This window comes from Streptomyces sp. NPDC102278 (assembly GCF_044766345.1).
Taxonomy (GTDB): Bacteria; Actinomycetota; Actinomycetes; order Streptomycetales; family Streptomycetaceae; genus Streptomyces.
Genome location: NZ_JBIWLV010000002.1, coordinates 312,745 through 337,002, shown reverse-complemented (window position 1 = coordinate 337,002; position 24,258 = coordinate 312,745). Strand labels below are relative to the sequence as shown.

Genomic DNA, 24,258 nt, shown 5'->3' with positions numbered 1-24,258 from the left:
CTCGGATCGGGTCACCTGTGAGCGGGAACAGAGGCCGTGGGCGACGGGTGCGCCGGGGCGAGCGTCTCGACAGGCCGAGACGGCTCCAGGACGAGCCGCAGTCGCTCCAGACCGCGGAACGCCGCCATCGGTCCCTTGAGCCACGCCCCCGCGGGCTCCTCGTCCGCCGCGATCTCCATCTCCGGGAACTCCCGCAGCAGGCAGGAGAGCGCGATCTCCAATTCGAGTCGTGCCAGCGGCGCGCCCAGGCAGTAGTGCGTTCCGTGCCCGAAGCCGAGGTGGGCGCCCTGAAGTCCCTCGCGCGTCACGTCGAGTTCGTCGGGGCGGTCGAACTTCTCCGGGTCCCGGTTCGCCGACGAGATGGCGATCTGGACGAGCGACCCCTCGGGGATCACCGTGCCCCTGATCTCCGCGTCCTGCGTCGCGTAGCGGAACGTCGACGTCTCCACCGACCCCTCGAAGCGCACGATCTCCTCGACTGCCCGGGGGATCAGGCCGGGGTCGGTCCGCAGCTTCGCCAGCTGCTCGGGGTGGAGCAGGAGATCGAGGACGGAGTTCCCGATCTGGTAGGCGGTGGTCTTGTGCCCGGCGAAGAACAGGACCCAAAGCGAGGACACCAGCTCCGCGTCGTCCAAGGCCTCCTCCGCCCTGATGATGTCCCCGAGGAAGCAGTCCGACGGGTTCGCCCGCTGGTGGGCGATCAGCCGCCGCAGTCGATCCTGCAACCACTCCTCGGCGGCCTTCAGCTCCGCCTTCAACGCGGGATTGAACCGGGAGCGCGTCACCACCGCGAACCGCTCCAGGATCTCGGGCCGATCGTCCTCCGGGATCGTCATGAGTTCGCACAGGACCGAGATCGGGAGGGGGAACGCGAACGAGGACATCAGGTCGACCGAGTTGCTCTTGCGGCACTCACCGAGGAGGCGCTCGGCGATCTCGGTGATCCCGGCCCGCATCTCCTCCACCCGCCTGGGGGTGAAGGCGCTGCGCAGGACACGGCGCAGCCGTGTGTGCCGTGGCGGGTCCGAGAACAGCACGTTGTCGTCCAGGGCGTCGAAGAAGTCCCCGAACACGGCGTGGTAGATGTCCATCGCCCCGCGCATGTTCTTGCTGAACCGCGGGTCGGACAGGGCGTCCCGGGCGTCGTCGTAGCGGGTGATCAGGTAGGTCGCGACGCCGTGCGGAGGGGTCAACCGGGCCACCGGATCGCGCTCGCGCAGGCCGGCGTAGACGGGATGGGGACACGAGCGGTACTCCGGCGCGCCCTTGGACACGGCCGCCACCAGATCGTGCACGGCGGCGCCGCCGTCCGGTGTCGCGTTCTCCTGCGTCATGTTCCGCACCCTCCGTGACACTCGCCTGTGTGGACTCAGCGGTTCCCCGACGGGAGCGTTCGCAAAACGGGGCTTGGTTCGTTCGAGTCAGGGGGCCTGCGCCGGATGCGCGGGCCGCGCCGGCCGCCACCGCGTCCCGGCTCGGCCGTTTGGCGGTCAGTCGTCCGGTCAGCCGTGCGGTCAAGTCGCGTGGTGGGTCCGGCGGCTCGGGAGAGCATGCTGCTCGTTGAGCAACCAGCCCGCCACCGAGGAGTCCGCGCATGGTTCGCAGCACCACCCTGGTCCTCGTCACGACCGTGACGCTCGCCCTGACGGCCGCCGCCGCTCCCACCGTCGCGTCCGCGGCCTCCGGCACGGAATCGGGCAGGGCCGCCTCCGACCGCGCCGTCACCTACCGCGCGACCGCCCCCTTCCTGCGGCACGCCGCCGCCGTGAAGGCGGGGTACGTCCCGGACAAGTACTGCGTGACCGACCCCGCCGGCGCGGGCGGTCTGGGCTACCCGCACTTCAATCACGCGTACGACAACTCCGTCGATCCCGCCAAGCCCGCCGCGCTGTACTACGAGGACGACGGGCGCGGCGGCAAGCGCCTGGTCGGCGTCCAGTGGCTGGTCTACGACAAGGACCAGGACCTGACGACCGACGGCGACCGGCCCGAACTCCTCGGCCGGGCCTTCACGGGGCCCCTGCGCGGGCACTTCCCCGGTCAGCCCGTCCACTACGCCCTGCACCTGTGGCTCTGGAAGGAGAACCCCAAGGGCACCTTCCAGACCTACAACCCCGCGGTGGCCTGCCTCCCCGGCACCACCCGCCCGAAGCCCCAGGCCTGACCTCGGACCGCCCGCGCCGGGTCCTGTCGGCCGGGAACCGCCCGGCGGACGGCCGGCGCGTCGCCTGCCGGCCGGGGGTGAGGGCGGCACCCGGCCGGTGCGCGCCGAACAGGCACGGCCCGCCGCGGTTCGACGCACTACCGCTGATCGGCCTGGACGAGGTCGGCCAATTCCTTCTCCACCGTGCGGCCTTCCTCTTGACGGTCCATGCGGACCAGTTGCTCCCCGTACAACGTCAGGGAACGGACGAGGAGTTCCACTCGCTCCGGTTCCAGCGCGCACATGCGGCGCGCGGCGACGACCGATTCGGTGTGGAGGGCCAGGGCGATGTCGGGTCGATCGGCGAATTCCCGCCGGGCGTACTTGCACAAGGCGACCGCCAGCAGGGGCAGATACGCCAGGGGGCTCACCTGGGCGAGCACCCGGTAGGCGGCGACCCGTTCGGCGATGGGCGGCTTCTCGGAACCGAGGAGTGCCACCCGTGCTCGAAGGACCGCGTGGTGATTGATGTGCGCCGAGGGATTCATGAGAGAGATTCTCAAATCCGAACAGGCCCCCGAACAAGGGTGATCGGCTGTGTCGTCAGTCCTACGAAAAAGCCGTCTGACCTGTCATGATGGAGACACCTTCACCCCTGTGACCCCCCGGGCCGGCTGTCGGTCGGCCGGCTGAGGGGGCGGATTCGAGCACCGGATCCACTCGGTTCCAATCGGTTCCACTCGATTCCGCCCGGTGTCAACGGCTCGCGCTCGCCGCGAAGTGCAGGGGATGGCCGACCTGCCGGGGGCCGCGCACCCGGGTGCCGAAGACCACCAACTCGCAGGCCCCGCGGGGGAGACAGTCGATCGTGCGCCCGTCGATGGCGGTAAACCGCGCGGAGAGGACGACCGTCTCGTCGATCCGGCCGCCGTCGCTCGTCGCGGGCGGCCTGCTGCGGGCACGGCAGCCGAGGGTGCTCGTCGACCCGGCGGCGCACTCCATCACCAGCGCGTGGAACCGCGGTTCGTACCCCTTGCCCGTCACACGTACCGACCGGCCGTCGACCAGCCCCGTGTCCGGCGTCACTCGAAGGGCCGGCGGAGCCTCCGGGCGGCCGTCCGGGCGAAAGCGCAGCGGGACGGTGGCCAGGAGGACCCCCGCGTTGTCGGTCAGGGCCAGGGTGCACGGGTCGGCCCGCGTCGCCGTGCGACAGTCGATGCTCCCGGCCCCGGTGTCGAGCCGGGCGTACAGCTTCTTCGGGGACGGCTGGTACGTCCCGTCGGGGTACACCCTGAACTGCCGGCCGGTGTCCTCGTCGCAGGGGGTCGCCGCTGCCGAGGGGCCGCACTGCTTGACCCACACCTGATCCTTCGGCGGTCCGCCCGCGATCGTGAACGTCACGACGTCACCGTCCAGGAGGCCGGTGGTACGCCGTACGTCGAGCCGCGCCCCGGACGTGCCGGGTGCGGCGGTGACGGGCGAGCCCGCGGGGGCCGGGGCCTGCGCGACCGCGGGGGACGCCGGGAGCAGGCCGCCCACGAGCGCCGACGCGACGGCGCCGAGCACCGCCGTCCCCAACCCGCCCGTGCGTGCCCCTATGCGCCTCGATGTCATGTGGTCCCCCCCGCCTTCCGGGCCGGACGGTCCGACCGGGAAGCATCATGGCGGGCGAACCGCGACCCCTGCCGGCATGCGCTTTCGGCCGGCGTCGGCGCGCCGGCCCTCGCCGTCGGTTCGTTCCGCGGAGCCGGGACGCCGGGGCGCCGGGCTGCCGGGCATTCGGGACGCGGTCTCGGCGTGACCCTCCGGACGCGCCGACGGGCCCGCACCCGGGTGCGGGGGCGGGCCCGTGTGACGTACGGGGTGGTCGGCGGCGCTACCAGCGGTACCAGCGTCCGCTGCTGCCCTTCGGCCGGGCGACGAAGCCGATCAGCCAGAGGATCAGGACGATGATCGCGACCCACCAGAGGATCTTGAGCGCGAAACCCGCACCGAAAAGGATCAGTACGAGCAGAAGCACGAGAAGAAGGGGAACCATGGTTATCGACCTCCAAATGTCCGTCCGCCCGGCCGTGTGTTCGGCATTGCTTCTTCTTACCCGTTTCTTATGTGCGGGGCGTCGTGGGTACGCCCGCCTGGTCGAGGCGGAAATGGAACCGGTGAAAACGAACCCGGGGCGTTTGAACTCGCATTTTCTGGCCAGGCGCCGCGAGGTAGGCGTTTTCAACCGCATGGGAGTGATGACCGTGTCCGGTGACCAGAAGGCAAAGGCCAAGACCGAGCAGGCCAAGGGCAAGATGAAGGAAATCGCCGGCCGTGCGGTGGGGAACGAACGACTTACTGCCGAGGGCCGGACCGAGCAGGCCAAGGGCGATGCGCGTGAGGCGAAGGAAAAGCTGAAGGACACCTTCAAGCACTGAGCGTCCGCGCCCGCCCGCGGCGCACGCACGACAGGGCCGGACCTCCACCCGAGGGGTCCGGCTTTGTCGTGCGTGCGGAGCCGCCTCGGGTGATCCGCCTCCGGTGCTCCGCCGGGACGTGATCAGAGCCGCCGGCTGACCGTGATCGGGGTCGTGATCAGACCCGCCGGCTGACCGTGATCGGGGCCGTGATCGGGGCACGTGTGAGAACCGGGGCCCTGGGCAGGCGGTGATCGAAGGTGTCCGCCGCCCCCCGCCGCGAGGCGGTCGGGCAGGGCGGACGCGTCGATCCGGAGACGAGGGAGCAGTTCGTGAACGTGAACGTGTGGGGATACCGCGAGACTTCGGGCCGACTGGAGGCCATCGACCTCACCGGCTTCAAGGTCGAGGCGGCCGACGGGGACATCGGCAAGGTCAGCAAGCACTCCGACGACGCCGGTTCCTCCTACGTCGTGGTGGACACCGGCCCGTGGATCTTCGGCCGGGAGGTGCTCCTGCCCGCCGGCACGGTCATCCACGTGGACGTGGCACAGGAGAAGATCTACGTGGACCGCACCAAGGAGCAGATCAAGGCGGCTCCCGAGTTCGTGAGCGAGAAGCACATCGGGGACACCGACTACTACAGCCGGGTCGGCGGGTACTACGGCGGTTTCCTCGGCTGACACCCGGTCCGCCACCCCGGCCGCGCCCGTAGGCTGTGCGGCATGGTGATCAAGGCGCAAGAGGCGGACCGGGACCGGCTGCTGTACGGATGCATGGCGCTCGGCGGCGGATGGGACACGGAGCCGTACGGGCCCGGCGACATCGACGCGGCCGAGGCGGCGATCGAGGCCGCCCTCGACAGCGGCATCACGGGATTCGACCACGCCGACATCTACCGGCACGGCAAGGCCGAAGCGGTGTTCGGCGAGGTCCTCACCCGGACCCCCGGTCTGCGTGAACGCATCACGCTCCAGACCAAGTGCGGGATCCGCCTCGCGGAGGGCGGTCGCCCCGGCATCTACGACCTGCGCGGCCCCACCATCGTCCGGCGGGTGGAGGAGAGCCTCGGTCGACTCCGTACGGACGTCATCGACGTTCTCCTCCTGCACCGGCCGGACCCGCTGGCGGAGCCCGCGGAGGTCGCCGAGGCGCTCACCTCGCTGCGTCGACAGGGGCTGGTCCGTGAGTTCGGCGTGTCCAACATGAGCGGCGCCCAGATCGCCCTGCTCCAATCGCACCTCGAATTCCCCCTGGTCGCCAACCAGTTGGAGATGAGCCTGGACCGCCGGGACTGGCTGGAGGACGGGGTGCTCGTGAACACGCCCGGCGCGGCGGAGAGCGGTTTCGCCACGGGGACGATCGAGTACTGCCTGACGCGGGGCGTGCGTCTGCAAGCCTGGGGAGCCCTGGCGCAGGGCCGGTTCACCGGCCGTCAGGAGAGCGACCGGGAGCACGCGACGGCGCGTCTGATCGCCAAGCTCGCCGGTGAGAAGGGCACGACACCGGAAACGATTCTGCTGTGGTGGCTGCGCCGGCACCCGGCCCGGATCGTCCCGGTGGTGGGAAGCGGCCGCCCGGAGCGCATTCGGGCCTGTGAGGACGCCGCGCGACGAGACCCGGAGCTCAGCCACGAGGAGTGGTACGAGCTGTGGCTCACGGCGCGCGGCGTTCCCCTGCCCTGAGCGGACGCCGGCGTTCCGGCCCTCGTTCCGGCCGTGCCGGCCGTCCGCCCGGCGCCGGCCTCAGCCGACGCTCCACGACCAGGTGCCGTCCGCGCTGATCAGGTACGCCAGGATCGCGAGGTCGGCGACACCGAGCACGAGACCGAGGCGGGCGCGGCCCGGGCGGCTCGTGCCGCGGTACAGGGCGAGGGCGGCGAGGGTGATGGCGATCGGTCCGAGCACGAGGTTCATCGCGAGCAGCCCCACCAGGCCCGAGAGGAACGAGACGACGGCCATGTCGTCGGCCTCGCGGGTGACCCCGGTGCGGCCCGTCGCGGCCGTGCGGTCGGCGGGGGCCGGGGCGCCGGCGGAACCGGGTGCCGTGTCACGGGTCGCGGTCGTACCGGTGGCGACGTCGGCCGCGGCGGTGTCGCGTCGGGTGTCGTCGAGGTGAGCGTGGTCGCGGGTGGTGCGGTCCAGGGTGGTGCGGTGGGATGTCATGAGGAACCCTCCTGACGGCTCGCGGATCGGTGGTGGCGCGTGGTCCGTTCCCGTACGGCGAAGACCAGCAGCCAGGCGGCGACCACGGCCGCGCCGGCCAGAGTGACCGGCGCCGGGACGTGGGCCGCGGTTCCCAGCAGGACCCCCAACAGCATGAGGGCCGCGACGAGGAAGAGCATCGTGCTTCCTCCAAAATAGGTGACAGTTGTTCACTGACTACCCAGTCTAAATGGTGGCATGCGGCTGCCGGGGGATCGAGGTTTACTTTCCGTCATGAGTCAGACCGTCGGGGCCCGCCAGGCCCAACGCCACCGCACGCGCCGGGCCTTGCTGGACGGGGCCCTCTCGCTCCTGGAGGAACAGAGCCTGGGGAGCCTGGGGCTGCGTGAGGTGGCCCGTACGGCAGGAGTGGCGCCGACCGCCTTCTACCGACACTTCGCGGACATCGAGGAACTCGGGATCGCCCTGGTCGACGAGGCGTTGGAGAACCTCCACGGCGCTGTCCGCTCCATCCTGGGCACGGCGGGGGAAGCCGACCGGCGCCTCGACGAGGCCGTCGATCTGATGGCGGAGCTGGTGCGCACGTACCCGGGACACCTGCGTTTCATCGTCCGGGAACGGCACGGCGGCGTGCGCGGGGTTCGGGAGACGATCGCCGGTCGACTCGACGCCTTCGCACGGGAAGTGGCCGAAAAGCTCGCCTCCGATCCGCTTGGCACGGGCTGGAGTCCGGCGGACCTCCTGATGCTGGCCCGCCTGTACGTCGACCACATGGTGATGACCGCTTCGGCCTACCTGGCCGCGGCGTTGGAGGACAACGAGTGGGCCGAGGTCACGGACACCGCGCGCCGTCAGCTGCGGCTCATCCACCGGGGGCGACTGAACTGGATCGACCGGGAGTGAGGGCACTTCGGGTGGGGCCGACCGGGTGACGGGCAGGCGTGGCAAGCACCCGAAAGGCCGACGCCGTGGTGATAGTCGGTTCGGCGGTGCCCGGCGTGACCGCCTACGGCTGGACGGCGCGACGGGAGTGTTGAGCGATGGTGAAGAAGACGGCGACGGCGTGCGTGCTCGCGGCAGGCCTGCTGATCGGGCCCCTGGGGGCTTCGGGTCGGGCGGCCGGCGCGGCCGACGAGGCGGGCGCGGCCCACCGGGCGGGGGTGGATGCGGCGCCGAGGGCCGCCCACACCTTCGGGGTCGTGGTGTCGCAGTCGGGGGTCAACGTCCGTAGCAAGCCCACCACTTACTCGAAGGTCGTGAAGACGCTCGCTCCCCGGCAGCGCATCGGCCTGGTGTGCCAGAAGCGCGGCAAGTGGGTCGACGGCAACCCCGTCTGGTACCGCGTGCACGGGGTCAACGGCTGGGTCGCCGCCCGCTACGTGCACAACCTCCAGCCGGTCAGGTCCTGTTGATCGCAGCGTCGGGCGGGTCGCGCCGGTCGGGCGGTCCCGACCGGCCGGCGGACCGATGACCTTCGCCGCGCCGGCCGCCGGGAGCCGCCGGGGCCGGCGCGGACGTCACGGTCGCACGGCGGCGTGTTCGAGGACGGCCCGGACCTCGGAGGCGATCGCGCTCTCGTTGCGCTCGAACTCGGGGCCGGTCAGCACCTGGGGGTCGGCCGGCAGGCCGGTCAGTACCGGGGTGTGCAGGTGCCCGCCGGGCATCAGCGGGGCGAGCTCGGCCCGCAACCGGTTGGAACGGTAGGCGACTTCGTTGGAGAGGTAGCCGCCCCCGCCGCCCGCCACGGCGCGCGATCCCGCGGTCGGACCGTCGGTCCGGTCCACCGGCGCCGTGCCGCCCGCGGGGATCTCGGTGACGGCGCGGTTGAGGAGCACCGGGTAGGGCGTCTGCACGGCGGCGGTGACCGCGTCGGCCGGCAGGGTGGTCCGGATGAACTCCGCTCCGCGGCCCATGCCCGGAGCGGTGACCGGGTGGTCGCGGGTGCCACCCGAGAGGGCGCGGGCGTTGTCGGGGTACGGGTCGGCCGACCGTGCGCGTCCCGCCCAGTCCTCCAGCGTGAAGATGCCCGGGTAGCCCTGGCTGACGGTGGTGATGACGTCCGCCCTTCGGGAGCCGGCGGCCAGGTGCGGGGTGAACGCCCGTTCCACGATGCCGGAGTCGAAGTCGGCGTACCGCACGGGGAGTACGACGGCCCGGATCTCGGCGCGACTCCCGTCGGCGAGGGTGACGCGGCGGCCGTTGAGTTGGAGGGCCGCGGACCCGGACGGGTTGGCGCGGCGGATCTCGGCGTCCAACCCGAAGGGGTCGAAGCCGCTGATGAACACGCGCCGTACGCCGGGAGCCGCCCGGAAGTCGTTGTCCGTCAGGCCGCGGGAGGCGTCCTCGAAGCGGGCCCGCAACGCACGCCGGTCGACGGCGAAGGCGGGCTCCCAGCGGGTGAGCGCGGCCGTCATGGCCAGCCGGGTCCAGTACAGCGGCCGGTCGTCGCCGGTCGCGAGATCACCGCCGGGCCGCTGCCCCTGGGCCCGACTCACGGCCGACCGCCACAGGGCCCCGCCCCAGGCGTCGAGGAGCCGTTCGGCCTCGACCGTGCCCCGAACCCCGCACAGCGCGGCGGGGAAGCGCCGGACGAAGTCACCCGACCCGGCACGCTCGACGAGGGCCGTGGTCCGCGGGTCCGCAAGGCGTGCCTGTTCGGCGTCGAGCGGCTCGGAGGCCGAGACGGGGCAGGGGGAACGCTCGGCCGCCGTCGCGGCGGTGGTGACGGTCAACGGGATCAGGGTGGCGAGCAGGACCGCGGCCGACGCGGTACGCCGTAAGAACATCATGCGATGTGACATTACAAAGACCGCTCAGTCCCCGACAGACACCTTCGCGCCGGAACCGATCGGAACGGACGGCAACCGACCGGAACCGACCGTCTGATCGTGAGGCCCGGACTCCTCGCGTCGCGCCGCTCCGTCCGGGGTCGGACCGGACCCGCGGTGGGCAGGACCTAGGATGCCTGGGTTCGACGGCACGACACATCGGGGGAACGTGACATGAGCGGTTACGGCAGTGGCGGTTACGGCGGCGGACCGTACGGAGGTCCGGCGGGCGGCGGCGCCGCGCCCCCGCCGCAGGGACACCCCTACGCGCCACCGGTCCCCCCGCAGGGGTACCCGTACGGGCAGCCCGGTCCGCCGCCGGGATATCCGTACGGGCAGCCCGGTCCGCCGCCGGGATATCCGTACGCGCAGCCCGGTCCGCCGCCCGGATACCCGTACGGTCCGCCCCCGCGCGTCGAGCAGTCGCGGGCCCGGAAGATCCTGCGCGGGCTCTACAACCCCCTGTACGCCGCCCAGCGGACCTTCCGTCCCGCACGCCCGGGGATCGTCGACGACCGGGAGGTCCGCAAGCTCCAGCTGTGGCGGACCGGGCTGGGGCTTCTCGCCTGGGTGGGTCTGATGGTCACCTACAACGCCGTCGCGAGCGCCGCCGACGTCCACGGCGTCGCGAGCGAACGCCTCGACCAGAGCTGGTCCAGCGTCCTGGTCCTGGTGTGCACCTTCCCCGTGGTGGTCGGCGCCTTCGTGGCGGCCGCCCGGGACGGGCTGCGCCGCGTGTACCTGCGCCGGGCCCTGCGCCCGCTCGGCGCGGTCCTCGCCATGATGACGTCCATGGGCACCGCCGCCCTCGCCATGGCCCCGGAGTTGGCGGGCGTGCGGGACGCCGTGGGGCTCCCCGGGAAGATCGTCATCGTCGTGATCTGCCTGTGGTCGATCGGCTTCGCCCTCTACGGCATCGGACTGTCGCTGGTGCACGTCTTCCGCACCGCCGACATCCACGAGGTGCTGCCACCGATCCTCGCCGGCGTGCTGGTGTGGGAGATGGCGCTCGTGGATGTGATCACCGGGTCCTACGAACAGGTTCCGACGGGTGCCCGGGTGGCCTTCATCCTCGGCGCCCCGGCCACGGTGACGGCCCTGTCCTACTGGGAGCTCTCCCGGCTGCGGCGCCACCACGGACTGACGCTCCGTACGGCCCTGCGACGCTGACACGACCCCGCCGGGGCCCGCCCGCCGAGGGTCAGCGCGGCTGCCGCTCCCGGAGGCGCGAGGGGGAGGGGACGGCCAGGTGGCGTACCAGGGCCAGGGCGGCGAGGAGGGCCAGGAGCGCGCACACGCCGCCCCAGCCGGCCCGGTCGTGGATCCGTACCCCGAGCCAGGATCCCGCGCTGCCCCCCAGGTAGGCGCAGGTCATGTAGGCGGTGTTGAGCCTGCTGCGCGCGTCGGGACGCACGGCGAAGACCCGGGACTGGTTGGCGACCATGCCGGACTGCATCGCGACGTCGAGCAGCACCGTCCCGAGCGTCAGGGCCGCGAACCCCGCCGCCCCGCCCGCGGAACCCGCGGTGAGGATCGCGGCCGACAGGAGTACCCCGAGCAGGGACACGAGGTTCACCCGATCCGGCCCCGCGCGGTCCACCAGGCGGCCGGCGAGCGGCGTGCAGAGCATGGTCACCGCGCCGACCAGCGCCAACATGCCCACGGCCTGGGCGCCGAGGCCGTAGCGGGGACCGGTCAGCAGCAGCGCCACGCAGGTCCAGACGGCCGAGAAGCCGGCGAAGACGGTCGCCTGGTAGAAGCAGGAGCGGCGCAGTTCGGGTTCGGTGCGCAGCAGCCGGAGCGACGCGGCCACCAGCGCCGGGTACGAGGCGCGCGAGGGGGGAGAGGAGGGAGCGGTGAGGGGCAGCGTGCGGGCCAGGACCAGGGCCAACAGCAGGACGACGGCCGAGGCCACCAGGTAGGGCGCCCGCCACCCCAGCCATTCACCGAGCGTCCCACTGAAGGCGCGGGCCAGCAGCATGCCGCCGATCGATCCGCTCAACAGGGTGCCCATCACCGCGCCGCGCCTGTCGTCGGCGACCAGCCCTGCGGCCAACGGTGCGATCACCTGGGCGGCCACGGTCGAGACCCCCACGACGAGACTGGCGGCGACGAGGAACGGCAGGGCGGGGGCGCAGCCGGCGGCGAGCAGGCCCAGTCCGGTGAGGGTGAGCAACGTGACGAGGAACCGACGGTGCGGGAGCCGGTCGCCGAGCGGAACCAGCAGGAAGACGCCGAGCGTGTAACCGATCTGGGTGGCGGTCACCACGAGCGTGGCCTCGTCGGGGGAGACGTGGAGGCCGGCGGCGATCAGCGGGCCGACGGCCTGCGGGAAATAGATGTTGCCCACGGCGACGCCGCAGGTCACGGCCAGGAGCAGGAGCAGCCGGCGGCTCATGTCAGCCCACCGGCCCGACCGCGGCGCGCAGGGGCCGCCCGAGGTGGTGTGGGGTGCCCGGGTCTCTTGGCGCGTGCTGTCGGTCAGCGGTGGGTGTCATGTGCCGAGTTCACGGCACCTTCGCACGGCCTCCAATGGATGTAGCGTATGGCTTGATGATCAGCTTCGTGTTGGGTGTCGAAGACCTCGCGGACACGCGGTTCGCGCTCTCGCCCCTGGGGGAGAGCGTCTTCAGCCTGCGGGTGCTGCGCGACCCGGGGCTGTCCGCGTTGCACCTGCCGTGGCGCAGGTCCGTGCTCGGCCGACTCGGGCCGCTCGACACCGGGTTGCTGATGTCACTGGTCGCGCGCAGACTCACCCTTCCCGACTTCCTGACCCCGCGGCCGCCGGGCTTCGCCCCCAGCTTCGAGGAGGAGTTGGCCCTCGTCCGAGCGACGCCCCCCGACCGGGTGCGCCGCGATCTGATCGCCGCCCACGCACCGGACCCGCTTCCCGAAGCCCTGCGCGCCGCGGCGGGCGCCGACGACGCGGCGGTGGCCGTGCTCCGTGACGCCGTCTGTGACCTCCTGCGGCGCTACTGGGAGATCGCCGTCGAGCCGGCGTGGCCCCGCATGAGGCTGCTGCTGGAAGCCGACATGACCTACCGGGCGCGGCAATTGGCCATGGGCGGCGCCCGCCGGCTGTTCGCCGGCATGCACCCGAACCTGCGCTGGGAGAACGGAGTGCTGCACATCGACCGGATGATCGGCCGTCACCGTGCCGAGGCGTCCGGCCGAGGGCTGCTGCTCGTGCCGTCCGTCTTCGCCCACAAGCCCGCACCCCCGGTCGACCCCGGGGAGGCGCCGCTGTTGGTCTATCCCAGTCGCGGCGTGGCGACGCTGTGGACCGAACCGGCGACCGCCGACCCGGCGGCCCTCGTCTCGCTGCTCGGCGCGACCAGGGCCCGACTGCTGGGCCTCCTGGACGAGCCGCTGCCCACGGTCGAGATCGCCCGCCGCTTCAGGATCACCCCGAGCGCGGTCTCCCAGCACCTGCGCGTGCTGTACGCCACGGGCCTGTTGACCCGGGCGCGCGACGGGCGGCACGTCCTGTACCACCGCAGTCCCCTCGGCGACCGGTTGGCCGGCACGCGCTGACCGGGGCCTACCGGCCGACGACCCGGCGGGCGGGGTCGCCCGGCCCCGTACAGGGCCGTAGGTCACACGTAGTCGACCGTCACTTCGCGGAAGCCGAGCGAGCGGAGAAGCCCCTCCAGCATGGCGCGGGTGTTCTTCTCGGTGCGCTCGACGAGTCCGCCGGCGCGGGCCGCCTCGGTGATGTGCTGGGCGGCCAGGCGCTGTACGCCCTGCGCTCCGGCCGGGTTGTCGGAGAACAGGTCCCCGAGTCGGTCCAGGAGGCCGCGTTGCTGCGACACCGCGTACGAGCGGTCCAGGTCGAGGGCGGCAGGCCCCAGGACGGCGTGGGGCAGGCGGAGCGTGGCCTTCGTGCGGTCCTCGTTCACCGTGACGCTCCGCTCGTCGAGCAGGCCCAGGTCCACGTAGCCGCTGACGGTCCCCGCTCCCACGTACAGGGTGCGGGTGCCGCGGATCGAGTCGGGGAGGAACTTCGCGTCCTTCTCCAGGTCCACCACGACCTGGAAGTTGCCCGCCGCGCCCTCGTAACGGTGCATGTCCTGGATCGACTTCAGGAGGACGGGACCGGTGCGGTCACGCGTCTTCTCGCCGAAGAGGTCACCGAAACCGGGTATCAGGTCGAACCGGCTGACCAGTACGAACAGCAGGGCCAGTGCCGCCAGTACGCCGACGACCCGTCCCCACCGGGGCAGACGGCGCGGGCGTCTTGGGTCGTCCTGCCGCTCGGAACCGAGCGATGAGTTGTCCATGCCCTGCGGATGCCCCGAAAACGGCCGGCCCACCGCTTCCCTCGTGCGCCGTGCCCAGGCTCAACGAGCCGTGTGCACAAGCCTGTTCAGCGGTGCTTGGTCAGGGTTCGCAGGAGGACGAACAGCGCGAAGGCCATCACGAGGAGGTGCAGCCAGGCGGGTCCGGGGGTGGGGGAGGGGGCGAACGCGAGCAGCTGATTCGATGTCATATCCCGCGCCTGCCCGCCCCGGAGGGATCGACGCGCTCCGATGCGGGTCACCTTGCCCGCGCGGGCTCGCGCCGCGGGCGGAGGAAGCCTCGACGCCCCTGCGGATGTCACTCGCCGTGTTTGGTGGCGGTGGTTCAGGTAACAATGGGTAGTGACAGGTTGTCAGCGCCCGACGAAAGGAACGGCCATGTCGATGTCCATCGTGGTGATTCTCGTCGCGGTCGGAGCCCTGATCGCTCTTCTCGTGGCAGCCCCCGCGGCTCCGGTCCGGTCGAGCGCACCCCGCCGCGACGTCCAGCCGCCCAGGCTCCGGACGATTCCCCAGCAGCGCGGCGGCCACCGCCGCAGCACCCACTGACGCCGGGCGCGGTGCCCATCCGGCGAGGGCACCGCGCCCGGCTCGGCCGGTCGAGGATCAACGGGTCCCGCGGTGCTCGCCCCGAGGCCGGTCGCGGAAGCGTTCCAACGCCTCCACCACCAGCGCGTGATCGTCGAGCTGCGGCAGCCCCGACACCGTGACGGCGCCAATGACTCCCGCCCCCTCCACGGCGATCGGGAACGAACCGCCGTGCGCGGCGTAGAGGCCCGGATCCAGGCGCCCGTCCGTGTCGAAGTCCTTGCCGCCGGCCCGGAAGCGGGTTCCGACCAACAACGAGGAGGCACCGTAGCGCTCGACGACGCGACGCTTGCGCTCGATCCACGCGTCGTTGTCGGCGCTGGAACCGGGGAGCGCGCAGTGGAAGAGCTGCTGTGCGCCGCGCCGGATGTCGATGGCGACGGGGGCCGACCGCTCGCGGGCGAGGGTGACGAGCAGCGAACCCAGCTCCCAGGCGTCCTCGTGGGTGAAGCGGGGCAGGATCAGTCGCGCCTCCTGGGCCTCCAGCTCCGCCACGTCGGGGGCGGAGGCGCTCATGGCGTCACCTCCGTCCGCGCGGCGGCGGGGCCGGGATCCTTGCCGAGGGGAGCGGGGTCAGCAGTCGAGGCAGTCATGCCGCCACTTTGACAACACTGTTGCCGAAGTGCAAACGGGCAGCTCGGGGCAGGAGCGGCCGGGGCGCCGCCGGAATGCCGCCAGGCGAGGGCGGGGCTCACCGGGGCGGCCGGGGCCGCGCCGCTCACCCGTCCCGGTGCGCCTCCTCCGAGGGCCCGGAAAGGGGTGCGGGCAGGGATCGATCGCGCCCGACACGAGCCGATTCGCCACGCGACGCGCGGACGTGGCGACCGGCGCACCGTGAACACGTCCGCCGGGGCGACCGGCGCCTTGTAGCATCGGTGCTCATGTCGAAGCCTGACGTCTTGCTCGTCGCCATCGCCGCCGCGGTGGAATCGGAGCAGACCAACCAGATGTCACTGACCGTCCTGGTCCACGGCGCCGTGGTCACGGGCCGCCTCGCGCCCGAGAGCGTGTGGCGCCGGCGCGTCGCCGAGGTCCTGACCGATTCCGACCGGCTCAGTCCGTTCGCGCCGCTGTTCGTGGACGCCGAGACGGCCGACGGCTCCGCCCGCCAGGAGCCGCCCTCCTACCTGCACTTCCACGTGGCCAGGATCCTCCAGGGCACCATGGGCATCCCCGAGACCGGAGGGATGTACCGGATCGCCATCAAGGACGTCAGCGCGTGGACCATGGGTGACTTCAGCTACTCCGAGACCTGATCGCGGTCCCGGGCGCGGCCCCGGCCCGGCCTGAGGGAGCGCAGCCGGCGCGTCAGGCGGTGCCAGCGCGGGTGGCGTTCGAGCCGCAGACGGGAGTGCCGGTCGAGTTCCTCCATCAGGCGCTGTGAGCGCTTGTCCACGCCGAGTTCGTCGAGTACGCGGTCCGCTTCGGCCAGCAGCGCCCCGTACAACTGCCACATCCCGGGCTCGGCGCGGACCCGCTCCAACAACAGCACCGCGAGCCGGTCGCGGCTCATCCGGGCGGTCTCCAGTTCCCGGGTCAGCCGCCCCTCGGCCTCCTCGGCGTTCGCGCTGACCTGAGCGGTGATCAGCTCCGCGAAGCTCTCCATCGCGACCGCCAGGTGGCTGTACAACTCCTGTAGCGCCTGGGTGACGAGCGGCGGGAAAAGGGTGTCCGCCGGCCGGGTCTTGGCGAGATCGGTCAGGGTCCGGCAGGACACCCGCAGCACCACCGCGCAGATCTCCAGCGTGTCGAGCCCCGTGCGCAACACCAGTCGGAAGAGGAGCCCCTCGCGCACCCTCGGGTTCAGCCGCAGGCTGTCCTCGGCCTGCCGGAGCGCGGCGTCGACCAGCGCGATGTCGTTGTCGAGGCGCCGCGCCTCGTGCAGGCGGGCGGCGGCCTTCTCCACCGTGGTGGGACCGTCGAGTTCCGCGCAGATGTGCGTCAGCAGGGTGCTCATGCCCGCCGAGAGCCCGGTGATCGCGTCGGAGGCGGGGCGGATCCACACGGGCGGCACGAACAGCACGTTGAACAGGAGACCGACCGCGGCCCCGATCAGCGTCTCCAGGACACGGTCCCAGGCCGTGTCGGCGACCCTCGTCACGCCGAGCACCAGCATCGCGCTGATCGCGACCTCCGGGACGAACTCGCCGGCCCGCACCACGCGGCCGATGACGAGCGAGGCCAGGATGATCAGACCAAGGCTCCACCAGGTCAATCCGACCAGGGCACTGAAACCGATCGCGATCAGCACGCCGGCGACGACGGAGTTCACCCGTCGGATTCCGGTGGTGAGCGTGGTGTACAGCGTGACCTGGACGACGAGCAGCGCGGTCAGCGGCGCGGTCAGTGGCGCCGGCTCGTCGCTCACCGCCAACGCGACGACGTACGAGACGACGGCAGCCGCTGTCGAACGGATCGCCTGGACGACCGCGGGTTCCCGGTAGCGGTGGGCGAGCCGACGCAAAGGTGTGATTGCCAGTGTCATAAGCCCGCCCCTGCCCAGTCCTCGGCGTGATCAACAAGCGCACCGGTCACTCGGCCCGGGCGGGGCACACGTGAGCGGAGAGGAACGGCGCGCGTCGAGGTCCGGCGCGCTTCCGGCCCACCGCGTACGCGCGATTGCATCATCGGAGACCGGTGCACCGAGGAAGAGGAGAGCCCCACGTGGCCATCGCGACGATCAACCCCGTGAACGGCGAGACGCTCCGTACGTTCGACGAGCTGACGGAAGAGGAGGTCGAACAACGGCTGGCGCTCGCCGCCGAGACGTTCAGGACGTTCCGGATCACGGAATTCGCCGAGCGCGCCCGCCTCCTCGACCGCGCGGCGGACCTCCTGGACGAGGACCAGGACGACATCGCCCGCACGATGACGACCGAGATGGGCAAGCCGCTCGCGGCGGCCCGCGCCGAAGCGGCGAAGTGCGCCAAGGCCATGCGGTGGTACGCACGCAACGCCGAGGGCCTGTTGGCCGACGAGTTCCCGACCGACGAGGAGGTGGCGGACTCCGGAGCCGCCCGCGCCCGGGTCCACTACCGGCCGCTGGGAGTCGTGCTGGCCGTGATGCCGTGGAACTTCCCCCTCTGGCAGGTCGTCCGCTTCGCGGCCCCCGCCCTGATGGCCGGCAACGTGGGTCTGCTCAAGCACGCGTCGAACGTCCCCCAGACGGCGCTGTACCTGGGCGACCTCTTCCGACGCGCCGGATTCCCCGCCGGGGCCTTCCAGACGCTGCTCGTCTCCTCCGGCGCGGTCGAGAAGATCCTGCGCGACCCCAGGGTGGCCGCGGCGACGCTCACCGGGAGCGAGCCGGCGGGCCGCGCGGTCGCCGCGATCGCCGGCGACGAGGTCAAGAAGACCGTCCTGGAGCTCGGCGGCAGCGATCCCTTCGTGGTGATGCCGTCGGCCGACGTCGAACGCGCCGCGCGGACCGCGGTGACGGCCCGCGTGCAGAACAACGGGCAGTCCTGCATCGCGGCCAAGCGCTTCATCGTGCACACCGACGTCCACGACGAGTTCACCCGGCTCTTCACCGCCCGGATGGCCGAGCTGACCGTCGGCGACCCGATGGCGGAGTCCACCGACGTCGGTCCGCTCGCCACCGAACAGGGCCGCGACGACGTGGAAGGACTCGTGGACGACGCCGTACGCCGAGGGGCCGAGGCCCTGTGCGGCGGGAGCAGGCCCGAGGCGTTCCCGAAGGGCTGGTTCTACGCGCCGACCGTCCTCACCGGGATCACCCCCGACATGCGGATCCACCACGAGGAGGCCTTCGGCCCGGTGGCCACCGTCTACCGGGTACGCGATCTGGACGAGGCGGTGGACCTGGCCAACGACACGCCGTTCGGCCTCAGCTCGAACGTGTGGACCCGCGACGAGGTCGAACAGCGGCGCTTCGTACGGGACGTCGAGGCCGGCGGTGTCTTCTTCAACGGCATGACCGCTTCCCACCCCGCACTGCCCTTCGGCGGAGTGAAGCGCTCCGGCTACGGCCGCGAACTCTCGGGCCACGGGATCCGCGAGTTCTGCAACGCCACGACGGTGTGGCACGCGGCCGAACCGGGCGGCAAGCCCGCGTAGCCGCTCAACCGGACGCGTCCTGCGGCGAGACGATCGTGAACAGGGCGCCGTCCGGGTCCCCGAGCGCGACCCTGCGGCTGTCGCCCGAGGTCTGGACGGGGGAGGCCGTCCGGCCGCCGAGCCGGACGGCGGTGTCCACGGCCGCCTCCAGGTCGGGCACGTCGAAGTGGACGTGCCAGCGCGGGCGGATCTGGGGGTCGGGTGCCTCTTCCACGGCCCCGCCGCTGATCCGGGCGACGGTGTCGTGACCGCGCCGGATCACCACGTGGTCGTGCTCGTACGAGACGTCGCAGCACCCCGGCCGCTCGCACGCCCAGTCCAGGACGTCCCCGTAGAACACGGCGGCGGCGAACGCGTCCCGCGTGCGCAGTTCGAGCCACGCGGCGGCGTGGCGACGGTGCGCCGTCCAGTTCGGGATGACCTCGCCCTGCCAGAAGCCGAAGACCGCGCCGTCCGGGTCGGCGGCGAGCGCGGCGCGCCCGGTGCCGAAGGTCAGCGGGCCCACGGCCATGGTGGCGCCCCGTTCGCGCACCCGGGCGGAGGTGACGTCGGCGTCGTCGACCGCGAAGTACGGCGTCCAGGCCACCGGGACGCCCAGCCGGCCGGCCAGCGCTCCGATGCCGGCGATCGGCACCCCGTCACGCATGGCCACCGAGAAACCCTCACCGAGCCGGGTCGGCCGGAAGGTCCACCCGAGCACGGCCCCGTAGAACGCCTGCGCGTGATCGAGATCGCGGGTCATCAGGCTGACCCAACACGGCGCACCGAACACCTCATGGCTTGACGTCGACACCGGCACCGACCTCTCTGACGCTCGCCCGGCGCCCACCGTAGCCCCGGCGTCGGCGTCAGGCCGCGAGACACGGCCGCGCAGGACGGTGGACGACGCCCGGTCGCGACCCCGCGGCCGGGTGGCCCCGCCACCGGGGGGAGGCCGCCGGCCGGTTGGTGCCGCCATTGGGGTGGGATCGCGGACGTCGACCCGTCCGCGCGGGCCCGGCCGTCGAAACAGACCCGAACCCGCTCGACACCCCGGGCGGGCAGCCCTCACCATCCACCCCTGATCCGGAGAGCATCATGCGTACTCGCAAGATCGTCATCGCCGCGTCCGTCGCCCTGGCCGCGGCCGTGTCCGCGCCCGTTCTGGCGTCCGCCGACGGAGGCGACCACGCCATGGACCGGGCGGGTCACCGGGCGCTGACCGCGATCGGTCTGACCTCCGATCAGCGGCTGGTGGAGTTCACCGTGGACTCGCCGGCCAAACCGATGGGGATCGGCAGGGTGTCCGGGCTGCGGGGCGACACCAAGCTCGTGGGCATCGACTTCCGGGTCCAGAACGAAAGGCTCTACGGCGTCGGCGACAAGGGCGGCGTCTACACCCTGAACACCGGCGACGCCAGGGCGACGAAGGTCTCCCAGCTCACGGTGGGCCTGTCGGGGACGCGCTTCGGGGTGGACTTCAACCCCGCCGCGAACCGGCTGCGGGTGATCGGCAACACCGGACAGAACCTGCGCCACAACCTCGACGACGCCGCCGCCCCGCTGGGCACCACCGTGGACGGGACCCTCACCAACCCCACCACCCCGCCGTCCACCACCATGGGCGTCACCGGCGCCGCGTACACCAACAACGACCTGAACGCCGCCACGGCGACCACCCTCTTCGACATCGACACCACGGCCGACCGGGTGTCCCTCCAGTCACCCGCCAACGCCGGCACCCTCGCACCCACCGGGAACCTCGGCGTGAACGCCGGGCCCGACGCCGGATTCGACATCCACTTCTCGCCCGAGCACGGGACCAACCGGGGATTCGCGAGCCTCGACACCGGTCGCGGTTCCCGCCTGTACGAGATCGACGTACTGACCGGAGCCGCCCGCGACCTCGGCGCCTTCCCCGCGAAGCAGCAGGTCACCGACCTGGCCCTGCCGCTGGGACAGAACTGATCCAGCGCGGTGGGCCGTTCGGCGAGCCGGCCCACCGCGCGTCCGCGGTGCACCCCGGAGAGGGCCCGGACACGTGCGCGCACCACGTACGCGCACCACGCACGCGGGACACGCGCACGCACCGCTCCTCGCGCTACTCCTCGATGGCCCCGCCGCCGCGCCGCAGGTGCCGTCGGAACGTGTACGAGGGATCCGCGTCCCGCAGGACCAGGTAGTCCTCGAAGGCCGTCTGCCGGCGCAGCGTCTCGCCCGAGCGGATGCGGTGCGCCTGCTCCCGCTCCGTCCCGCTGATCCGCCCGGCCGTCGTCAGCACCTTCTCGACGTGCTCCGCGGCGACGAACAACACCCCGTCGACATCGCCGAAGACGAAGTCCCGGTCGTCCACCAGGTGCGCCCCGAACCGGGCGGTGACCAGGGCCTCGGGCTCGCGTTCGTCCAGCCGTACGGGTCCGGCCGGACAGGTGCCGTAGCTGAACACGGGCAGCCCGATCTCGGCCAGCTCCGCGGTGTCGCGGTGCAGTCCCCACACCACCAGACCCGTCACCCCCGCCGCCGCGGCCTCCAGCACCGCCAGGTCACCCACGCACGCCTCGTCCGAACGGCCGCCGTTGTCGATCACCAGGACGTCGCCCTCCTCGGCCCGGCCGTAGGCCTCCAGGAACACGTCCACGCTCCCGTAGTGACGGACCGGCAGCACGGGCCCCGCCACCCGGTGCCCCCGCACGACCGCGCCGATGCCCGGCGGTGCGACGCGCAGCGGTGTGTTCGTTCGTACACAGGCATCGGCCAGCAGCGGGGTGGACAGGTCGGCGAAGGCTTGCAGCATGCCCTCTCTCCTTCTCGAAAGAACGGGTTCGATCGCGTACCGCCCTCATCGTGCCCTGCCACCCCCTCCCGGTGTCCGTGCCGTGTCCGCGCGTTCCGGTCAGACGCCGACGTACGCCGCGAGGTGCTCGCCGGTGAGGGTCGAACGACCGGCGATCAGGTCGGCGGGCGTGCCCTCGAAGACGATCCGGCCGCCGTCGTGTCCGGCGCCGGGGCCCAGGTCCACGATCCAGTCGGCGTGCGCCATGACCGCCTGGTGGTGCTCGACCACGACCACCGACTTGCCGGAGTCGACGAGCCGGTCGAGGAGACCGAGCAACTGCTCGACGTCCGCGAGGTGCAGACCGGCGGTCGGCTCGTCGAGCACGTAGATCCCGCCCTTGTCGGCCATGTGGGTCGCCAGCTTGAGCCGCTGCCGCTCGCCGCCCGACAGGGTGGTCAGCGGCTGGCCGAGACTGAGGTAGCCCAGCCCGACGTCGGCGAGCCGCACGAGGATCCGGTGCGCGGCCGGCGTGTGCGCCTCGCCGGCGCCGAAGAACGCCTCCGCCTCGGTCACCGACATCGCCAACACCTCGCTGATGTCCCGGCCCCCGAGGTGGTGCTCCAGGACCGCCGCCTGGAAACGCTTCCCCTCGCACTCGTCACAGACGATGGCGACGCCCGCCATCATCGCCAGGTCGGTGTAGACGACGCCGGCGCCGTTGCAGTTCGGGCAGGCACCCTCCGAGTTGGCGCTGAACAGGGCCGGCTTCACGCCGTTGACCTTGGCGAACGCCTTGCGGATCGGGTCGAGCAGGCCGGTGTACGTGGCCGGGTTGCTCCGGCGAGAACCGCGGATCGCGCCCTGGTCGATCGACACCACACCCTCGCCGGCGGGGATCGAGCCGTGCACGAGCGAGCTCTTTCCGGAGCCGGCGACACCGGTGACGACGGTCAGCACCCCGAGCGGGATGTCGACGTCGACGTCGCGCAGGTTGTGCGTCGTCGCGCCGCGGATCTCCAGCGCCCCGGTGGGCGTCCGCACCTTGCCCTTGACGGCGGCCCGGTCGTCGAAGTGGCGACCGGTGACGGTGCCCGCGGTCCGCAGTTCCTCGACGCTACCCTCGAAGCAGACCGTGCCGCCCGCCGCGCCGGCGCCGGGACCGAGGTCCACGACGTGGTCGGCGATCACGATGGTCTCCGGCTTATGCTCGACGACCAGCACCGTGTTGCCCTTGTCGCGCAGCCGCAGCAGCAGGTCGTTCATCCGCTGGATGTCATGGGGGTGCAGGCCCGTCGTGGGCTCGTCGAAGACGTACGTGACGTCGGTGAGCGAGGAGCCGAGATGGCGGACCATCTTGACGCGCTGCGCCTCGCCGCCCGACAGGGTGCCCGACGGACGGTCGAGCGAGAGGTAGCCGAGACCGATCTCCACGAACGAGTCCAGGGTCCCCCGCAGTGTCGAGAGCAGCGGCGCCACCGACGGCTCGTCGAGGCCGCTCACCCACTGCGCCAGGTCGCTGATCTGCATCGCGCAGGCCTCGGCGATGTTGATCTCGGCGATGCGCGAGGAGCGGGCCTCCTCGCTGAGCCGGGTGCCGTCGCACTCGGGGCAGGTGGTGAAGGTGACGGCCCGTTCCACGAACGCCCGGATGTGCGGCTGCATCGCCTCCTTGTCCTTGGACAGGAACGACTTCTGGATCTTGGGGATGAGACCCTCGTAGGTGAGGTTCACGCCCTCGACCTTCACCTTGGTCGGCTCCCGGTAGAGGAAGTCCTGCATCTCCTTCTTGGTGTACTTGCGGATCGGCTTGTCCGGGTCGAGGAAGCCCGACTCGGCGTAGAGCCGCACGGTCCACCAGCTGTCCGACTTCCAGCCGGGGATGGTGAACGCCCCCTCGGAGATCGACTTGGAGTCGTCGTAGAGCTGGGCCAGGTCGATGTCGGAGACCGTGCCCCGGCCCTCGCAGCGCACGCACATGCCGCCCGTCCGGCTGAAGGTCGCCTTCACGGTCTTGGTGGCGGCGCCGCGTTCGACGGTGATCCCCCCGCTCGCCCGGACCGAGGGGACGTTGAAGGCGAAGGCGCCGGGCCCGCCGACGTAGGGCTTGCCGAGCCGGCTGAAGAGGATGCGCAGCATCGCGTTGGCGTCGGTGACGGTGCCGACCGTGGAGCGGGGATCGGCTCCCAACCGCTGCTGGTCCACGATGATCGCGGTCGTCAGGCCGTCCAGGACGTCGACCTCGGGCCGCGCGGGCGTGGGCATGAACCCCTGGACGAAGGCGCTGTACGTCTCGTTGATCAGCCGCTGTGACTCCGCCGCGATGGTGCCGAACACCAGCGAGCTCTTGCCCGAGCCGGAGACGCCCGTGAACACCGTGAGTCGACGCTTGGGGATCCGGACGCTGACGTCCTTGAGGTTGTTCACGCGCGCGCCGTGCACGCTGATCAGATCGTGGCTGTCGGCGTCGTGCGGCGCGGACGACCGCGTGTCCGTCCTCTTGGCCATGCTTATCGTGTCTCCATCCGTCGATCGGGGCCGGACGCCCCGTTCCCTGCCCGCGGGGCTCGGTGCCCGTGGAACTCACGCTACGTTCGGCGGAGCGGGTTTCGCTTCTCCGATCCTGATCGGTCGCGCGCGGGGGAGCGCGACCTCCGGACCTTCGCCCGCGTTCGCGGGGACTCGTGCCCCTCAGCCCGATGTGTGCGGAAGTCGGCCACTACTCGTCGGTACCCGATCGGATCGTGCCCGGGTTTGATACACGTGGGTGTCCGTCTCGGATGCGCGCTGGTTTCGGTGGGAGGAAACGGTCATGGTGGAGCTGCCGGTTCCGAGAACGCTCGTGTGCGGATACTGCGGGGCCGGCCCGGTCGACGGCGTGGCGCGTACGATCGCGGCCGGACCCGGCTTCCTGACCGTGACCTGGCACGCGCAACGGTGCCCGCACTACGCGGCGGACCGGATCCTCGCGGAAGAACAGTCCTGACCGCCGGCGCCGACCCTGCGCG

Annotated in this window: 28 protein-coding genes; 13 read left to right on the top strand and 15 right to left on the bottom strand. The window is 71.8% G+C overall.

The window, feature by feature from the left end:
• Positions 1 to 11 precede the first annotated feature (11 nt).
• Entirely contained in the window at positions 12 to 1,334 is a 1,323-nt protein-coding gene (locus tag ACIRO3_RS06390) for a cytochrome P450 (RefSeq protein ID WP_361776346.1), read from the bottom strand.
• 260 nt (positions 1,335 to 1,594) lie between these two features.
• Here ACIRO3_RS06390 and ACIRO3_RS06385 point away from each other — a divergent pair, with 260 nt between their 5' ends.
• A complete protein-coding gene (locus tag ACIRO3_RS06385; RefSeq protein WP_404133137.1) occupies positions 1,595 to 2,164 on the top strand; it encodes a hypothetical protein in 570 nt (189 codons plus the stop codon).
• A gap of 137 nt (positions 2,165 to 2,301) precedes the next feature.
• Here ACIRO3_RS06385 and ACIRO3_RS06380 read toward each other — a convergent pair whose 3' ends face one another.
• The 3 genes from ACIRO3_RS06380 to ACIRO3_RS06370 form a co-directional block, all read right to left on the bottom strand.
• Positions 2,302 to 2,691 (bottom strand): hypothetical protein, encoded by a 390-nt coding sequence (locus ACIRO3_RS06380; protein ID WP_404133135.1) that lies wholly within the window; start codon positions 2,689 to 2,691, stop codon positions 2,302 to 2,304.
• A 208-nt stretch (positions 2,692 to 2,899) separates the two neighbouring features.
• Positions 2,900 to 3,757, bottom strand: a complete 858-nt coding sequence (locus ACIRO3_RS06375; RefSeq protein ID WP_404133132.1) for a neocarzinostatin apoprotein domain-containing protein — start codon at positions 3,755 to 3,757, stop codon at positions 2,900 to 2,902.
• Positions 3,758 to 4,019: 262 nt separating this feature from the next.
• Positions 4,020 to 4,181: a hypothetical protein gene (locus tag ACIRO3_RS06370; protein ID WP_053682363.1), complete on the bottom strand. Its 162-nt coding sequence runs from the start codon at positions 4,179 to 4,181 to the stop codon at positions 4,020 to 4,022.
• Between the two features lie 202 nt (positions 4,182 to 4,383).
• On the opposite strand from ACIRO3_RS06370, the gene ACIRO3_RS06365 reads away from it, so the two are divergent.
• From ACIRO3_RS06365 to ACIRO3_RS06355, 3 genes are all read left to right on the top strand, one after another.
• Positions 4,384 to 4,563, top strand: a complete 180-nt coding sequence (locus ACIRO3_RS06365) for a CsbD family protein (protein WP_404134087.1) — start codon at positions 4,384 to 4,386, stop codon at positions 4,561 to 4,563.
• 311 nt (positions 4,564 to 4,874) lie between these two features.
• The gene (locus tag ACIRO3_RS06360; protein WP_404134084.1) at positions 4,875 to 5,225 is read left to right on the top strand and encodes a PRC-barrel domain-containing protein; all 351 of its coding nucleotides are present in this window, start codon (positions 4,875 to 4,877) and stop codon (positions 5,223 to 5,225) included.
• Between the two features lie 42 nt (positions 5,226 to 5,267).
• Complete coding sequence (locus ACIRO3_RS06355; protein ID WP_404133129.1) at positions 5,268 to 6,227, top strand: aldo/keto reductase family oxidoreductase; 960 nt, start codon at positions 5,268 to 5,270, stop codon at positions 6,225 to 6,227.
• Between the two features lie 60 nt (positions 6,228 to 6,287).
• On the opposite strand, the gene ACIRO3_RS06350 is transcribed toward ACIRO3_RS06355, so the two are convergent.
• Together ACIRO3_RS06350 and ACIRO3_RS06345 are read right to left on the bottom strand one after the other, a co-directional pair.
• A complete protein-coding gene (locus ACIRO3_RS06350; RefSeq protein ID WP_404133126.1) occupies positions 6,288 to 6,707 on the bottom strand; it encodes a hypothetical protein in 420 nt (139 codons plus the stop codon).
• Complete coding sequence (locus ACIRO3_RS06345) at positions 6,704 to 6,886, bottom strand: hypothetical protein (protein WP_404133124.1); 183 nt, start codon at positions 6,884 to 6,886, stop codon at positions 6,704 to 6,706. The genes ACIRO3_RS06350 and ACIRO3_RS06345 overlap by 4 nt, the downstream gene beginning before the upstream one ends.
• A gap of 94 nt (positions 6,887 to 6,980) precedes the next feature.
• Between ACIRO3_RS06345 and ACIRO3_RS06340 the strand changes: the two genes are divergently transcribed.
• Positions 6,981 to 7,610, top strand: a complete 630-nt coding sequence (locus ACIRO3_RS06340) for a TetR family transcriptional regulator (RefSeq protein WP_404133121.1) — start codon at positions 6,981 to 6,983, stop codon at positions 7,608 to 7,610.
• Positions 7,611 to 7,747: 137 nt separating this feature from the next.
• Positions 7,748 to 8,119 carry an SH3 domain-containing protein gene (locus ACIRO3_RS06335; RefSeq protein WP_404133118.1) on the top strand — a complete coding sequence of 124 codons (372 nt, stop codon included), beginning with the start codon at positions 7,748 to 7,750 and terminating at the stop codon, positions 8,117 to 8,119.
• 105 nt (positions 8,120 to 8,224) lie between these two features.
• Here the strand turns inward: ACIRO3_RS06335 and ACIRO3_RS06330 are convergent, their stop codons facing one another.
• Positions 8,225 to 9,496, bottom strand: coding sequence for a pyroglutamyl peptidase (locus ACIRO3_RS06330; protein WP_404133116.1), 1,272 nt, complete (start codon positions 9,494 to 9,496; stop codon positions 8,225 to 8,227).
• Between the two features lie 213 nt (positions 9,497 to 9,709).
• Here ACIRO3_RS06330 and ACIRO3_RS06325 point away from each other — a divergent pair, with 213 nt between their 5' ends.
• Positions 9,710 to 10,705, top strand: coding sequence for a hypothetical protein (locus ACIRO3_RS06325; RefSeq protein WP_404133113.1), 996 nt, complete (start codon positions 9,710 to 9,712; stop codon positions 10,703 to 10,705).
• A 31-nt stretch (positions 10,706 to 10,736) separates the two neighbouring features.
• Here the strand turns inward: ACIRO3_RS06325 and ACIRO3_RS06320 are convergent, their stop codons facing one another.
• Complete coding sequence (locus ACIRO3_RS06320) at positions 10,737 to 11,933, bottom strand: MFS transporter (protein ID WP_404133111.1); 1,197 nt, start codon at positions 11,931 to 11,933, stop codon at positions 10,737 to 10,739.
• 155 nt (positions 11,934 to 12,088) lie between these two features.
• Between ACIRO3_RS06320 and ACIRO3_RS06315 the strand changes: the two genes are divergently transcribed.
• Complete coding sequence (locus tag ACIRO3_RS06315) at positions 12,089 to 13,069, top strand: helix-turn-helix domain-containing protein (RefSeq protein WP_404133108.1); 981 nt, start codon at positions 12,089 to 12,091, stop codon at positions 13,067 to 13,069.
• Between the two features lie 62 nt (positions 13,070 to 13,131).
• Here the strand turns inward: ACIRO3_RS06315 and ACIRO3_RS06310 are convergent, their stop codons facing one another.
• Positions 13,132 to 13,815 (bottom strand): DUF4230 domain-containing protein, encoded by a 684-nt coding sequence (locus ACIRO3_RS06310; protein WP_404133105.1) that lies wholly within the window; start codon positions 13,813 to 13,815, stop codon positions 13,132 to 13,134.
• An 86-nt stretch (positions 13,816 to 13,901) separates the two neighbouring features.
• Positions 13,902 to 14,024 (bottom strand): hypothetical protein, encoded by a 123-nt coding sequence (locus ACIRO3_RS06305; protein WP_266973236.1) that lies wholly within the window; start codon positions 14,022 to 14,024, stop codon positions 13,902 to 13,904.
• 187 nt (positions 14,025 to 14,211) lie between these two features.
• Between ACIRO3_RS06305 and ACIRO3_RS06300 the strand changes: the two genes are divergently transcribed.
• A complete protein-coding gene (locus tag ACIRO3_RS06300) occupies positions 14,212 to 14,382 on the top strand; it encodes a hypothetical protein (RefSeq protein WP_361780602.1) in 171 nt (56 codons plus the stop codon).
• 57 nt (positions 14,383 to 14,439) lie between these two features.
• On the opposite strand, the gene ACIRO3_RS06295 is transcribed toward ACIRO3_RS06300, so the two are convergent.
• Positions 14,440 to 14,937, bottom strand: coding sequence for a heme-degrading domain-containing protein (locus ACIRO3_RS06295; protein WP_404133102.1), 498 nt, complete (start codon positions 14,935 to 14,937; stop codon positions 14,440 to 14,442).
• Between the two features lie 365 nt (positions 14,938 to 15,302).
• On the opposite strand from ACIRO3_RS06295, the gene ACIRO3_RS06290 reads away from it, so the two are divergent.
• Positions 15,303 to 15,677, top strand: a complete 375-nt coding sequence (locus ACIRO3_RS06290; protein ID WP_361780608.1) for a hypothetical protein — start codon at positions 15,303 to 15,305, stop codon at positions 15,675 to 15,677.
• Here the strand turns inward: ACIRO3_RS06290 and ACIRO3_RS06285 are convergent.
• Complete coding sequence (locus tag ACIRO3_RS06285; RefSeq protein WP_361780611.1) at positions 15,662 to 16,906, bottom strand: FUSC family protein; 1,245 nt, start codon at positions 16,904 to 16,906, stop codon at positions 15,662 to 15,664. The two genes, ACIRO3_RS06290 and ACIRO3_RS06285, sit on opposite strands and share 16 nt — an antisense overlap.
• Before the next feature lie 179 nt (positions 16,907 to 17,085).
• Here ACIRO3_RS06285 and ACIRO3_RS06280 point away from each other — a divergent pair, with 179 nt between their 5' ends.
• Positions 17,086 to 18,498 carry an NADP-dependent succinic semialdehyde dehydrogenase gene (locus tag ACIRO3_RS06280; protein ID WP_404133099.1) on the top strand — a complete coding sequence of 471 codons (1,413 nt, stop codon included), beginning with the start codon at positions 17,086 to 17,088 and terminating at the stop codon, positions 18,496 to 18,498.
• Between the two features lie 4 nt (positions 18,499 to 18,502).
• Here ACIRO3_RS06280 and ACIRO3_RS06275 read toward each other — a convergent pair whose 3' ends face one another.
• Positions 18,503 to 19,240 (bottom strand): VOC family protein, encoded by a 738-nt coding sequence (locus ACIRO3_RS06275; protein WP_361780617.1) that lies wholly within the window; start codon positions 19,238 to 19,240, stop codon positions 18,503 to 18,505.
• A gap of 335 nt (positions 19,241 to 19,575) precedes the next feature.
• Between ACIRO3_RS06275 and ACIRO3_RS06270 the strand changes: the two genes are divergently transcribed.
• Entirely contained in the window at positions 19,576 to 20,445 is an 870-nt protein-coding gene (locus ACIRO3_RS06270; protein WP_404133097.1) for a DUF4394 domain-containing protein, read from the top strand.
• Positions 20,446 to 20,578: 133 nt separating this feature from the next.
• Here ACIRO3_RS06270 and ACIRO3_RS06265 read toward each other — a convergent pair whose 3' ends face one another.
• Together ACIRO3_RS06265 and ACIRO3_RS06260 are read right to left on the bottom strand one after the other, a co-directional pair.
• Positions 20,579 to 21,271, bottom strand: coding sequence for an RraA family protein (locus ACIRO3_RS06265; RefSeq protein ID WP_404133095.1), 693 nt, complete (start codon positions 21,269 to 21,271; stop codon positions 20,579 to 20,581).
• Between the two features lie 99 nt (positions 21,272 to 21,370).
• Positions 21,371 to 23,758, bottom strand: a complete 2,388-nt coding sequence (locus tag ACIRO3_RS06260) for an ATP-binding cassette domain-containing protein (RefSeq protein WP_404133092.1) — start codon at positions 23,756 to 23,758, stop codon at positions 21,371 to 21,373.
• A 304-nt stretch (positions 23,759 to 24,062) separates the two neighbouring features.
• Here ACIRO3_RS06260 and ACIRO3_RS06255 point away from each other — a divergent pair, with 304 nt between their 5' ends.
• Positions 24,063 to 24,236: a hypothetical protein gene (locus tag ACIRO3_RS06255; protein ID WP_361780623.1), complete on the top strand. Its 174-nt coding sequence runs from the start codon at positions 24,063 to 24,065 to the stop codon at positions 24,234 to 24,236.
• The last annotated feature ends 22 nt before the right edge of the window (positions 24,237 to 24,258 follow it).